Here is a 12,994-nt window from a genome sequence, read left to right on the forward strand (position 1 = left end):
CGGCCCCATGGAAATTTTTTTACCTAGGCCTCCACCACCGTCGCCAGGTAGCCGAAGACCCGCTGCACGCGCACCGGCAGCACCTTGGCCAGCAGGTCGAGGCTGGCATCCGGGCGGTCGAGGGAGAACGAACCCGAGACTTGCAGACCGGCAACCGCCGGGTCACAGCGCAACACCCCGCGCCGGTAACGGTTGAGCTGATCGACCACCTGGGCCAGCGGCATGCGCTCGGCAATCAGCAAGCCACGGCTCCAGGCATCGGCGGCGGGCGCAAGGGGTTGTGCCGGGCCGCTTTGGCGGTTGTCGAAGGCCAACTGCTGGCCGGCGCCGATCGACACCCGGCCACCTTGCTGCGGTTCGATCCAGACATGGCCTGCGAGCACTTGCACCAGGGTCCCGCGCTGGCCTGGCAGATCCTGGCTGATGATCAGCCGCGACAGCGCCACCGGCCGCACCCAGCCATGGGCGGTCTTGACGCCGACGAAGGTGTCCGCCGCCGTCGCCAATAGCAAGCGCCCCTGGTTCAGGGCCAATTGCGGGCCGCGCACATCCACCGCCGTCTGGGTGTCCAGTTGCACCGCGCCAGCGCCGGCCAACTGCAAGGGCCGCCGCTCGCCGGTGGTGGTGCGGTAGTCACTGAACAACTGCGGCAATACCACGCGCTCGCGCACACCCAGGCCCATGGCCGCCGCCATCCCCAGGCCGGCGAAACCCTTGAGCAGCGTGCGCCGCGAGGTCAGGCTACGCGCCCGCAACAACTGGCGGGCGGCGGGCGCCGGCAGGGCAACGGTGCTGCTGCGCAGGTCGCGGCTCAAGCCGGTCAAGCGCTGCCAGGCCAGTTCATGCTGGGGATTTGCATTGCGCCAGGCTGCACACGCGCATTGCTCGGCGGCGCCGCTGACGCCCGATTGCAGGGTGACCATCCACATCAGCGCCTGGTCCAGCACGTATTCATCCAACAATTGATCGTCGGTTGGCTGGAACATCGTCATGCCTGGTACACCGCCAGGTAACAATGCCGATAGGCCTTGAGCATGGCCTTTTGCACAACATTCACGGTCAGGCCCAGTTGCTCGGCGATCTGTGGATAAGTCAGGCCGTCCAACTGCGACAGCAGGAAAATCTCCCGCACCTTGCTCCCCAGCCCGTCCAGCACCTGCCCGACCGCATCCAGTGCTTCAAGTACCAACAAGCGGGTCTCCGGCGACGGCGCGTGCTCCGGCTCGAGGATCAACAGGGATTGTTCGTACGCACGCTCCAGGGCCTGGCGGCGAAAATACTGGCCGCACAGGCGGCTGGCGACCGTGGTGAGATAAGCCCGCGGCTCACGCAACAGCGGCAAGGGCCCACTGCTGAGGATGCGCACGAAGGTGTCCTGAGCCAGGTCCAGTGCCTGCTCCTGCCCACCCAGCTTGCGCCGCAGCAACTGCACCACCCAGCCGTGATGCTGGGCGTAGAGTTCACCCACAGCACGGTGGGAGGAAGAGGATGAGGCCATCGAGGTGATTTCCGGACTGGCAGCTGACGGGAGGCGCGTATGATAATACTTCTCATTAAAGACAAGTAGAAGTTTATACTCCCTGCTGTTTTATCCGACCCAGACACAGTGCCTGTCGCGTTTACCCTTTGCTTCACTGCATGGAAGCCATTTGAATTGAGAAGACCGCTGACCTCTACACGCCTGCTCGTCGGCCTGGGCGTAGTACTTTTCGTGGCAACCATCGGGTTATGGGTGTTCTGGCTCGACCGCATCGTGTACTTCAATACGTTGAGCGTGATGATCTGCCTGGTGACATCGCCCCTATTGGCTGCGGTGGCATTTGTGCTGGGGGTTCGGCGCAGGAATCCGCGCCTCAGATTTACAATAATGGACTCGTTGCAAGAGGCGATCTCGCTGCTCGCCGTTATCGCCGTGGCCGAATTTTTCGTGTTGTCATTGCTTGTGTTTTTTTCAAGCACAAGGCCGGGCGCCTACATCGCCAGCTACGAATACACCTCCAGCGGCAAGGGCTGTAGCGGGTTAAAGGTCTACGATCGAGAACTCGAAAAACGTATAAGAATCTGCCACCCGGATGCGCTTCGGGCGGGTGGCAAGGTCAGGGTCGAAAAGCTCAGCGGCCCGTTGGGTATCGCGGTGAAACGCGCCGAACTCCTTTAGCCCGCCGCGCGCGTCTGAACCCCGCGCCCACCGTGAATCACCCCATGCACCAACAACCCCGCCACCAGCCCCCAGAACGCGCCGCCAATCCCCAGCAGCGTGACATTGGCCGCCGTCGCCAAAAAGGTGATCAACGCGGTTTCCCGGGTGCGTGTATCGGCCATGGCATTGGCCAGGCTTGAACCGATGGCCCCGAGCAGCGCCAGGCCCGCCAAAGTGGTGATAAACGCGCGTGGCAGGACCATGAACAAGGTCGCCAGCGTCACGCCAAACACCCCGACCAGGATGTACAGCGCCCCACACACCAACCCGGCGATGTAGCGTTTGGACGGATCCTGATGGGTATCGCGCCCGGTGCAGATCGCCGCCGTGATCGCTGCGACGTTGAATGCATGGGCGCCGAACGGCGCCATCAGCAAAGAACCCAGGCCGGTGATAGTGATGATCGGGTTGGCGCTGGTCTTGAACCCGTCGTTGCGCAGCACCAGCATGCCGGGGATGTATTGCCCGGTCAGGGTAATCACGAACAGCGGCAAGGCCACGCCAAAAAACGCCGCGATGGAAAAGTGCGGCATTTCAAACACCGGGGCGGCCAGTTGCAGCTCCAGGCTGTGCAGGTCAAGCCGCTGTTGGGCGAGCAGCAACCCCAGGCCAATCAACAGAACTCCGACCATCGCATAACGTGAAGTGAAACGGCGCAGCACCGCGTAGGACACCACCAGGACAATCACCAGCAGCGGGTCCGCGTTGGCCCCGCCAAACGCCGCCACACCAAATTGCAGGAGGATCCCCGCCAGCAAACCCGCCGCAATGCCACCGGGGATCAGCCGCACCAAACGCTCGAACGCACCGCTCAGGCCCAGCACGATAAAACCGATGGCGCACATCACATAGGCACCGATCACTTCGGCATACGGCGTAAACGCCATGACCGTCGCCAGAAAGGCCACCCCCGGCGTCGACCACGCCGTGATGATCGGCTCGCGGTAGCGGTAGCTCAACCACGCACCGGTCACGCCCACGCCAATACTCACCGACCAGACCCAGGACGCGGTTTGCGCCGCGCTCAGTTGCGCCAGGTGCGCGGCCTGGAACACCAGGACAAAGGTCCCGGCGTAATTGACGATGACGGAAATCAGCGCACTGATGCTCGGTGACAGGTAGTCGGCAAGACGCAGGCGTGGGGCGGGTCGGTTCATGGCGCATTCCTTTGGTTGAGGCCGCAAAGGCTAACAAGCACCGGACCGCCCGTTCAGTCCACTTCCCGACCTTGCACCAGACCACCCTTGAGTACCTTGGCCAATTGCCGGCTGGCGCTGTCGATTTCACCGGGCGTCAGCGCCGAGAACCCCAGCAGCCATCCGCCCCTTGCCGGCGGCTGGGCGTAGAGCCGCGTGAGGCCAGGCAGTTGGATACCCACCCGCGCCGCCTGGCGAATCGTCTCCAGCTCCGACCATCCCTCATGCAGCACGCAAGGCAATTGCAAGCCCCCGGGCGGCAAGCTGGCGGTGACCACATGGCTCAAGTGGCGCCCGACCGCCTCGGCCATGGCATCACGTCGCTCGCCGTAGACTTTGCGCATCGCGCGGATATGGCTGCCGAAATGCCCGTCGCTCATAAAGCGCGCCAGGGTCAACTGGGCGATTTGCGGGGTGTGGCCGTCGAGGATGCTGCGGGCGTAAGTCATGGGCTTGACCAACTCCCGGGGCAGCACCATAAAGCCCATGCGCAAGCCGGGGTACAGGGATTTGCTGAAGGTGCCGAGGTACAGCGTGCGCTGGTAACTATCCAGGCCTTGTACACAGGCGGTCGGCAGGCCTTCGTAGTGAAACTGGCTGTCGTAGTCGTCCTCGATGATCCAGCCTTGGCGCTGCTCGGCCCAGGCGATCAGGTCCAGGCGCCGTTCCAGCGCGAGGGTGGCGCCAGTGGGGTATTGATGGGACGGCGTGACATACACGGCATTGGCGCCACTGCGGTCGGCGCGCAAGGCGTCGATACACAGGCCTTTGGCGTCCACCGCCACCGGTACCACCTTGAGCTGGGCCATTTCAAACGCCTTGCGGGCGCCGAAGTAACCGGGGTCTTCCATCAGGATCGGCCGGCCTTCATCCACCAGCACCTGCGCGCACAAATACAGGGCCTGGCGCGTACTCGACAGCACCAGCACCTGATCCGGTGTAACCCGCGCGCCGCGCTCCAGGTTCAGGTAGTCGGCGATGGCCTGGCGCAGGGGTTCGGCGCCTTGCGGGTCGCCGTGCAACAGCAGGTTCGGGCGATAATCCTTCAATGCCTGGCGGTGCAGGCGCTCCCAGATGCCCACGGGAAAGGTGCGCGTTTCCGGCAGCCCCGTGGCAAACGCCTTGACCACTTGCTGGTCGGTAACGCCGCCGCTGGCGAGGATCTGCGCGCCCCTGGCACTCAGCGCCGCCTGGTTCGCCATCACTGGCTGGCGCTTGCGCGTCCCCAGCAGGCTCGGCCCGATTTTCTCGGAGACAAAACTGCCCGAGCCTTCGCGCCGACACAGGTAACCGTCCAATTGCAGTTGGACGTAGGCCATTTCCACGGTATCCCGGGAGATGCCCAGTGACTTGCACAGCGTGCGCGTGGCGGGCAAGCGGCTGCCGGGCGCGAGGATGCCCTCGAGGATCAACTGGCGCAGCGCCCGTTGCACCCGCACCCGCAAATCCAGCGAGGCCAGCTTGGGGTCCGTCAGGCGGATCTTCAGCGTGTCCAGTTCCAGGTTGTGGGTCATTGACTTGGCCAAGGGCTAAAAAACCATGCATCTTTGTGCGAAGCCGCCGATATGTCCACGAGCAATATCGGCGAGCGTTGCGGGCGGGCGCTACAGGGCCATCCGATACTCGATGCAGCCCGAGTCTTCGGCGATCCAGTTGTAGAGTTTCTGCGCACGTTTATTGGTCTGCTGGGTATGCCAGTACAACCGGGCGCAGCCGTGGTGTTGCGCATAGCGCTGGACCCATTCGATCAACAGCTTGCCGGTGCCGCCGCCGCGCACGGTGGGGGCCACGTACAGGTCTTCGAGGTAGCAGAAATCAGCGACCGCCCAGGTCGAACGATGCAACAGCGCATGCACCAGCCCGACCAACTCATCGCCCTGTACCGCCACGGCGCAGGCCATGGCTTCATCGGCATCGAGCAAGCGACTGAAGGCGGTGCGGGTGGTGGTCTCATCCAGGGTGACTTGATAAAAGTCCTGGTAGGCCAGCCACAGTTGCAGCCATTGCTCATAGTCTTCGGGTTGCACAGCTCTCACCACGATTGCCTGTGGATCGTTACTCATCGCGTTCTCCTATCGGGAAGCCCGGTCCGGGATGGATCGGGACCCGGCAATGGTAGGTTTCCAAGGCGGCGGCGAACCGACCACTTCCAGACCACCTGGCAGGCCAATCTACAACGGGCGCTACGTTCACAATTCGTTAAGGATTGCCTTCGTATACTCCAACGCTACCCCCCTCTAGCATCCGGTAACCCACCCCATGACACGCCCTGCCCCGCTGTTGCTGCTGCTTGCCGGTCTGCTGTTCTTCGTGGCCCTGGGTAATCATGAGTTGCAAGGCTCCACCGAAGCCCGGGTGGCCGGGATTGCCATGGCCATGCACCTGGATAATGACTGGGTGGTGCCGCGCCTGTTCGGTGAGCCGTTCCTGGAAAAACCACCCCTGAGCCTATGGCTGGATGCCGGGGCGATTCGCCTGTTTGGCGCCAGCACCGGCGCGGTACGACTGGCCTCGGCGTTTGCCGGGTTGTTCAGTGTGATGCTGCTGTACGGCATGCTGCGCCGCTTCGGACGGCCCAAGCCCCTGGCGTTTGGCGCCGCGCTGGTGCTGGCGACCATGGCCAGTTACTGGAGCAACGTGCGCGGCGTAGGTGAGGATGCGCTGCTCAGCCTCGGCGTGACCCTGGCCCTGCTGGCGTTCTACCAGGCCACCCGCGCGGAATCCCAGCCCGGTGCCAATATCGGCACATGGCTGCTGTTTACCTTGGGGATGGCCATCGCCACCTTGAGCAAAGGCGTGCTGGGCCTGGCGATGCCGGGCATTGTGATTTTTGCCTACCTGGCCTGCACCAGCCTGTTGGACAAGCGCGTGCGGCCCGGCCAATGGCTGCGGCCCGGCATGTTCACCCTACTGGCGCTGGTGCCGTTGTTGATCTGGCTGGGGTTTCTGTATCAACGGGGTGGGATGCAGGCAGTCGGTGAGGTGTTGTGGACCAACAGTGTCGGGCGTTTCAGCGGCTCCTTCGTCGAAGCCGGGCATTACGAGCCGATCTACTATTACCTCGCCAAATTGCCCGAAGCCTTTTTGCCGTGGAATATCCTGGTGTACCTGGGCCTGTGGCACTTTCGCAAAAGCCTGGCGAGCAATCGTTACCGGCTGTTTTTCAGCCTGTGGCTGGTGGCGCAATTTACCCTGCTGACCTTCGCCTCCAGCAAACGCATCGTGTATCTGATGGCCCTGACCCCGGCGGCGGCGGTCCTCGCGGCCGAATATGGCGCGGTTCTGCTCAGCCGCGTGCCCGCCTATCGCCGTGGCCTGATCAGCGGCGTGTTTGCCGTGGTGATTGCCGGCTACCTGGGCGCTGCTATCTGGTATGCGCCCAAGGCCGACCGGCGAGAATCCTTCGTGCCGCTGACCCGCCAAATCCAGGAATTACAAGCCCAGGGCCACACGGTGGTGCTGTACCAGCCCAACGAGCGTGTGGCCGGCGCCAGCGTGTTTTACACCCAGAGCAACTTGCCGATCCTGCAGACGGAGGCACAACTGCGCACCTATCTCGATGCCAGGCCGGGCAATGTGGCGTTGCTGGACCGTATCGAGCAACTGACGACTCCGGTCACCGCTCTCAAGCAGATCACCGTGGGCAGTCGCCCCTACTCGTTTGTCGAACAGTAAGGCCTACCAGAGCGCCAGATCGTACGTCAGGTAGACCCGGTAGTTATCGCGGTCACTGGCATAGGTGGAACGGTAGGTGGCCTTGCGTAATTCCACGCCCAGGCCTTTGAGGGTGCTGTCCTGGATCACGTAGCGCAGGTGGGTGTCGGACTCCCACTCGCGCGCTTCGCGGCCCTTGAAGTCGCCGTTCTGGCCCTTGTAGTAACGGGTCATGAAGCTCAGGCCCGGCAGCACGGCGGCAAAGTCGTAGTCATAGCGCAGCATCCAGGTTTGCTCACCGGCCTGGATGAACTTGCCGACCCCAGCGTTGCTGAACGAGTACACCGTCGACACGCTGGCATAGGGCAGCGCGGTGTCGCCGCTGACTTTCTGGTAGCCCACGCCCAGTGCCTGCGGCCCCAGGCGATAGGTGAACAGGCCGCTGAACATGTCGCTGTCGACCTTGCCGTTGCGCGCCTCGCCGGCTTCATTGCTGATGAAGTAGCGCAAGTCACTGGTCAGGCTGCCCGGGCCCAACGGCTGCTTATGCACCAGGCCGAGGAATTGCTGGCGATAGAATTCGCGCATTTCCCCGTAGTACCAGGTGCCACTGAGCGTAGGCGTGAAGGCATAGGTGGCGCCGGCGAAATCGAAGTCGCTGCCCTTCTTGCCGCTGTAGCCCTGTGGATAAATATCCACGCTGTCGGTGGAGTTACGCAGCTTGAATTGATCCAGGTGCCCGCTGTGCAGGTACAGGTTGCGGATGCCGCTGTATTCGATCTGGGTGCCACGAAACGTCTGGGGCAGCAGGCGCCCGTCGTTGTGCACCAGCACCGGGATCTTGGGCAACAGGGTGCCAGTTTTCACCACGGCCGCGCCGATGCGCATTTTTGCGGTCACGCCGAGGCTGGAGAATTCATTGGCGGCGCGCCCATCATCATGGACCGGCAACAAACCGGTGCCCGCGTGGGTGCGGCTGGAGTCGAGCTTGATCCCTGACAGCCCCTGGGCATCCAGGCCAAACCCCACGGTGCCTTCGGTGTAGCCGGACTGCAGGTTGAGCAGAAAGCCTTGCGCCCACTCCTTGCGGTCCTCGCCACCGTCGCGATAACCGTCGTTGAAATAGTAATTGCGCAGGCTCAGCTTGCCCTGGGAATCCTCCCAGAACCCCTGGGCCATCAGCGCCGGCGACAGACTCGCCAGCAAGCCGGCGGTAACTACGCCGCCTCTCGTGAAAAGCTCACGCATCAGTGTTTCCTCAATGCCGTATTGTCGATTTTTATGGGCAGTTGCTCCGTGTGCCAGGCTGGACGCCAGGTCACATTGGGGCGGACACTAACGGCTTGCCGAACGCCCCACAACGTTATGCGAGAAGCGCATGACGCTATGCGCAAAGCCGCCCTTCGACAGGAAATCCACGGTGAACCTCAAGCAACTCGAAGCCTTCAAGGCGATCATGTCCACCGGCTCGACCATCGGCGCGGCCACGCGCATGGGCTTGTCGCAGTCTGCAGTCAGCCGCCTGTTGAGCCAGTTGGAGGACGCCCTGGGGTTTGCCCTGTTCCTGCGCAAAAAGGGCCGCCTGATGGCCACGCCAGAGGCCGAGGAGTTGCTCACCGAGGTCGCCGGCCTGGTGGACGGCATGCAGCGTATCCAGCGTCTGGCCGACGAAATGCGCGTGGGCCGCTCGCGCAAAAGCCTGCTCAAGGTCGGCGTCCCCACCAGCATGACCCAGCAATTGTTGCCGCGGATTGTCGCGGACTTTCTCAAGGACCATGACGACACCGTGGTCGAACTGCTGACCGGCTCCTACGACATGATCGAACGCGCCGTGCTGGACCGCTCCGCCGACCTGGGTTTTGTGCGCCTGCCCACCGAGATTCCCGACTTCGATATCGAGCCGGTGCTGCACACCGAAGGCGTGTGCGTGATGCCAGCCGATCACCCGTTGAGTCGCCAAGAGTTCATCGAGGTGCAGCATCTGCGCAACGTGCCGCTGGTGATGCTGGGCCGGCAACGGGCGGTGCGTACCGAGTTGAACCAGATGTTCCGCGCCGCCAACCTGACGCCCCAGGTGCGGGTCGAAGTGCACTCGGTGGGCGCCGCCTGCAGCTTTGTCGCCGAAGGCCTGGGGGTGTCGATCGTCAACGGTTTGCTGGCCAGCCACTTCATGCATCTGCCGATTGTCAGCCGGCCGTTTCGCCCGGCGTTGCCCTATGAATTTGGCCTGGCATTTCGTGCCGACGAGCCACGCTCACAGTTGGTAACGGCCTTCGCCGACCACCTCAAAAGCTGCCTCGCCACCCCACTGTAGGAGCCGGTTTGCCGGCGATGACAGCCGCGCCAACACCACAGCCTCCGAGCCGAACCGCTCGTCGTTGCGCGCAATCTGTGTGTAAAACGCATACCCCAACCCGCCCCACGCATAACGTTGTGGGCCTGCGAGCTTTGCCCTAGTGTCCGCCCACCACAACAATAACAGCGCACTCACCCCGCCCAGACGGGGTCGCGCCGGGGCCGCCAGCATGACCGAACCGCAGATCCTCCGTACCCCGCCGCCCACCGAGGCGGCCGCAGACAAACCCGTGCAACGCAAGCAAATCAACCCAGCGATCATTCTGCTGAGTATCGTCCTGCTCGCCGTCGCCTTCACCTATGCGGTGAATGCCGGCAAGTTCCAGCGTCACAATGGCCTGGTGGTGCCGGGCTCGTACCAGGTGCTGGAAAAGCAGGACTCCTTCAGCCAACTGTTCTCCCTGGAACCACGCAAGGCCGGCGACACAACCGCGCGCCCGGTGTCGTTGGTGGAAGGCTTCATGGCCATCCCCCAAGGCATCGAAAAGCGTGCGGCGCTGATTTTCATGGTGCTGTTCATCGGCGGCATGTTCGGCGTGCTGAACAAGGCCGGGGTAATCGACGCCGGGCTGGAGCGCCTGCTGGGCCTGACGCGGGGCAATATCTACGTGCTGGTGCCGAGCCTGATGCTGGTGTTTTCCGCCGGCAGCACCTTCATGGGGCTGGCCAAGGAATTCATCCTGATCGTGCCGTTGATGGTGGCCATGGCTAACCGCCTGGGGCTGTCGAACCTGATTGGCCTGGCCATCGTCACCATCTCGGTGAAGATCGGCTACCTGGCGTCCATCTCCAACCCGGTGGCGTTGTCCGTGGCCCAGCCGATGGTCGGTCTGCCGATCTTCAGCGGCTTGAGCATGCGCGTCGCCGCTTATTGCACCTTCCTGCTGGTGGGTATCGCGTTTGTGCTGTGGAGCATTCGCAAGCACGGCTTTGATGCCAGCGCGCAGATCACCTTTGAAAGCAAACCCCTGCCGATTCGCCACCTGCTGAACCTGCTGGTGCTGGGCGGCGGGATCGGCTTCCTGGTGTATGCCTCGAACCGCTGGGGCTGGAAATACCATGAACTGTCGGCGTTCTACCTGCTGCTGACCGTGGCCTTTACGGTGATCGCCGGCCTGGCTGCCAGCACTGCCGCCAGCGCGTTTGTCGATGGCATGAAAAAGGTGCTGATCGCCGGCGTATTGATCGGCCTGGCGACCGCCGTGGAAATCATCCTCAGCACCGGCCAGGTGCTGGACACCATCGTCAACAGCCTGGCCAACCTGGTGGGCGACCACGGGCCGGTGGTCTCGGCCTACGGCATGTTCTTCGCGCAACTGGGGCTGGACGTGCTGATCCCGTCTACCTCAGGCCAGGCGGCGGTGACGATGCCGATCTTCGGGCCGCTGGGCCAGTTGTCCGGGGTCAGCCCGCAAACCACGGTGTTTGCCTTTTTGATGGGCAACGGCCTGACCAACATGATCACCCCGACCTCCAGCGGCCTGCTGGTGCTGCTGGCCACCGCCAACGTCGGCTGGGGCCAATGGGCGCGCTACATCCTGCCGCTGTTCCTGATCTACGCGGTGCTGGCGATGGTGCTGTTGGCCATTGCCGTGCAAACCGGATATTGAGCCGATGAGTGTTTTACCTATGCAAACCCTGCACAACCAGATGATCGCCATGCGCGATGGCATCCACCTGGCCACCGATATCTACCTGCCGGCGGGCGGCGAAGGGCCGTATCCGGTGGTGATCGAACGTACGCCCTATGACAAGCGCAAACCGTCGCGCTCGGAAAAACAGCTCGACGGCCAGCACATCTCCCGCGAGCAGATGGCGGCGCGTTTTACCGCCCAGGGGTTTGTCGCGATATTCCAGGATTGCCGCGGGCGCTACGCCTCCGAAGGGGTGTTCACCAAATACACCGCCGAGGGCGAAGACGGCTTCGACACCCTGGCCTGGATCGTTCGCCAGCCATGGTGCAACGGCAAGATCGGCAGCATGGGCCTGTCCTACGCGGCCCACACCCAGCTGGCGATGGCCTGCCTGCACCCGCCGGGCCTGAGCAGCATGGTGCTCGACAGCGGCGGCTTCGCCAACGCCTACCAATGCGGGATTCGCCAGGGCGGTGCGTTTGAACTCAAGCAGGCTACCTGGGCCTTTCGCCAGGCCAAGGAAAGCCCGCTAGCCCTGGCCGACCCGCAAGTACGCCAGGCGCTGGAAGACGAAGACATCCATGAGTGGTTCCGCCGCATGCCCTGGCAGGCGGGTCAATCACCGTTGCGCCATGTGCCCGAGTACGAAGCCTATCTGCTGGAGCAGTGGGCCCAGGGCACTTTCGGCCCCTACTGGCAGAAGTCGGGAATTTATGCCGAAGGTCATTACGCGGACTTGCCGGATATTCCCGTATTGTTCATGTCCAGTTGGTATGACGCTTATGTCAGCTCGACCCTGGCCAACTACGCCGCATTCACCCGCGCCAACCGTGCACCGCAACAGTTGATCATGGGGCCGTGGTTGCACGGTGACCGCAATATCAGCCATAGCGGCGATGTGGAGTTCGGCGCCCAGGCCGCGTTTGACGGCCAGGTGGCGCAAGATTGGTTGAGTTGCCGCCTGCAATGGTTCGAGCAATCCCTCAAGCCAGGGACGCAGCCACCGCAAGCCCAGGTGCAGGTGTTCCTGATGGGCGGCGGCAGCGGCTTGCCGGATGAAAAGGGGCGCCTGCAACACGGCGGCCGCTGGTTGCAGGCCGAGCAATGGCCGCTGCCCGGCACCCAGGCGCTGACCTTGTACCTGGATGAACAACGGCAATTGACCGAGGTTGCGCCCAGCGCTGACGAGGCCGTCCTGGGTTACTACGCCGACCCGGCCAACCCGGTGCCAACCGTGGGCGGCGCACTGACATCCGGTGCGCCGATCTTCGTCGGTGGCGCCTTCGACCAGCGTGAGCGCGCGGACTTTTTTGGCACCCATGGTGACAATCGCCCCCTGTGCGAGCGCAACGATGTGCTGAGCTTTGAGACCGCGCCCCTGACCGAAGACCTGATCGTCGCCGGCACGGTGCAGATCGAGCTATGGATCGACAGCGACGCGCCGGACACCGACTTCACCGCCAAGCTGGTGGATGTCTACCCGCCGAGCGCCGCTTACCCGCAAGGCTTTGCGATGAACATCACCGACGGCATCCGCCGCTGCCGTTATCGCGACGCGTGGGAGCAGCCCAAACCGCTGACACCCGGCGAGCGGGTGAAAGTGAACATCGAGCCATTTGCCACCTGCAACCTGTTCAAGCAGGGCCATCGCCTGCGCCTGGACATTTCCAGTAGCAATTTCCCGCGCTTCGACGTCAACCCCAACAGCGGCGAAGCCGAGGGCCAGGCCCACGACCCGCGCATTGCCCACAATCGCATCCACCTCAGCCGGGATGCCGCATCGTGTCTGGTCCTGAGCATTCTGCCCAACGGGTGAAGAGCGCCTACATCGGGAGTAATGACCGCTCATCCGCCAATCCCACATTGGCTAAAAAACCGTTTCAGCTCTCGCCCTGCCTGCCGATATCTCCTGACTATCCATCGGCTGGGCGATCTTCCAGCAACTGATGTACACG

The 12,994-nt window shown here is 63.2% G+C and carries 11 protein-coding genes; 5 read left to right on the forward strand and 6 right to left on the reverse strand.

Annotated features, from left to right (window positions below):
• Positions 1 to 23: 23 nt before the first annotated feature.
• Together AC19YY_RS24540 and AC19YY_RS24545 are read right to left on the reverse strand one after the other, a co-directional pair.
• Positions 24 to 986, reverse strand: coding sequence for a DUF4880 domain-containing protein (locus tag AC19YY_RS24540; protein ID WP_500605016.1), 963 nt, complete (start codon positions 984 to 986; stop codon positions 24 to 26).
• 2 nt (positions 987 to 988) lie between these two features.
• Entirely contained in the window at positions 989 to 1,498 is a 510-nt protein-coding gene (locus AC19YY_RS24545) for a sigma-70 family RNA polymerase sigma factor (protein ID WP_057440199.1), read from the reverse strand.
• A 156-nt stretch (positions 1,499 to 1,654) separates the two neighbouring features.
• Between AC19YY_RS24545 and AC19YY_RS24550 the strand changes: the two genes are divergently transcribed.
• Positions 1,655 to 2,158 (forward strand): hypothetical protein, encoded by a 504-nt coding sequence (locus tag AC19YY_RS24550; protein WP_500605017.1) that lies wholly within the window; start codon positions 1,655 to 1,657, stop codon positions 2,156 to 2,158.
• On the opposite strand, the gene AC19YY_RS24555 is transcribed toward AC19YY_RS24550, so the two are convergent.
• The 3 genes from AC19YY_RS24555 to AC19YY_RS24565 all read right to left on the reverse strand — a co-directional run bounded on the left by AC19YY_RS24555 (position 2,155) and on the right by AC19YY_RS24565 (position 5,459).
• The gene (locus AC19YY_RS24555) at positions 2,155 to 3,357 is read right to left on the reverse strand and encodes a benzoate/H(+) symporter BenE family transporter (protein ID WP_170058529.1); all 1,203 of its coding nucleotides are present in this window, start codon (positions 3,355 to 3,357) and stop codon (positions 2,155 to 2,157) included. The two genes, AC19YY_RS24550 and AC19YY_RS24555, sit on opposite strands and share 4 nt — an antisense overlap.
• Before the next feature lie 53 nt (positions 3,358 to 3,410).
• Positions 3,411 to 4,910 carry a MocR-like pyridoxine biosynthesis transcription factor PdxR gene (gene pdxR, locus AC19YY_RS24560; protein WP_500605018.1) on the reverse strand — a complete coding sequence of 500 codons (1,500 nt, stop codon included), beginning with the start codon at positions 4,908 to 4,910 and terminating at the stop codon, positions 3,411 to 3,413.
• 90 nt (positions 4,911 to 5,000) lie between these two features.
• Positions 5,001 to 5,459, reverse strand: coding sequence for a GNAT family N-acetyltransferase (locus AC19YY_RS24565; protein ID WP_170043655.1), 459 nt, complete (start codon positions 5,457 to 5,459; stop codon positions 5,001 to 5,003).
• Positions 5,460 to 5,655: 196 nt separating this feature from the next.
• On the opposite strand from AC19YY_RS24565, the gene AC19YY_RS24570 reads away from it, so the two are divergent.
• Complete coding sequence (locus AC19YY_RS24570; RefSeq protein WP_500605019.1) at positions 5,656 to 7,071, forward strand: ArnT family glycosyltransferase; 1,416 nt, start codon at positions 5,656 to 5,658, stop codon at positions 7,069 to 7,071.
• Positions 7,072 to 7,074: 3 nt separating this feature from the next.
• Here the strand turns inward: AC19YY_RS24570 and AC19YY_RS24575 are convergent, their stop codons facing one another.
• Positions 7,075 to 8,298, reverse strand: a complete 1,224-nt coding sequence (locus AC19YY_RS24575) for an OprD family porin (protein WP_500605020.1) — start codon at positions 8,296 to 8,298, stop codon at positions 7,075 to 7,077.
• A 172-nt stretch (positions 8,299 to 8,470) separates the two neighbouring features.
• Here AC19YY_RS24575 and AC19YY_RS24580 point away from each other — a divergent pair, with 172 nt between their 5' ends.
• The 3 genes from AC19YY_RS24580 (at position 8,471) to AC19YY_RS24590 (ending at position 12,855) form a co-directional block, all read left to right on the forward strand.
• A complete protein-coding gene (locus AC19YY_RS24580; protein ID WP_169955115.1) occupies positions 8,471 to 9,364 on the forward strand; it encodes a LysR substrate-binding domain-containing protein in 894 nt (297 codons plus the stop codon).
• Between the two features lie 211 nt (positions 9,365 to 9,575).
• Positions 9,576 to 11,015 (forward strand): YfcC family protein, encoded by a 1,440-nt coding sequence (locus AC19YY_RS24585; RefSeq protein ID WP_169955116.1) that lies wholly within the window; start codon positions 9,576 to 9,578, stop codon positions 11,013 to 11,015.
• Between the two features lie 19 nt (positions 11,016 to 11,034).
• Entirely contained in the window at positions 11,035 to 12,855 is a 1,821-nt protein-coding gene (locus AC19YY_RS24590) for a CocE/NonD family hydrolase (protein ID WP_492634693.1), read from the forward strand.
• The last annotated feature ends 139 nt before the right edge of the window (positions 12,856 to 12,994 follow it).

The sequence above is a fragment of the Pseudomonas sp. MF09156 genome (genome assembly GCF_059862305.1).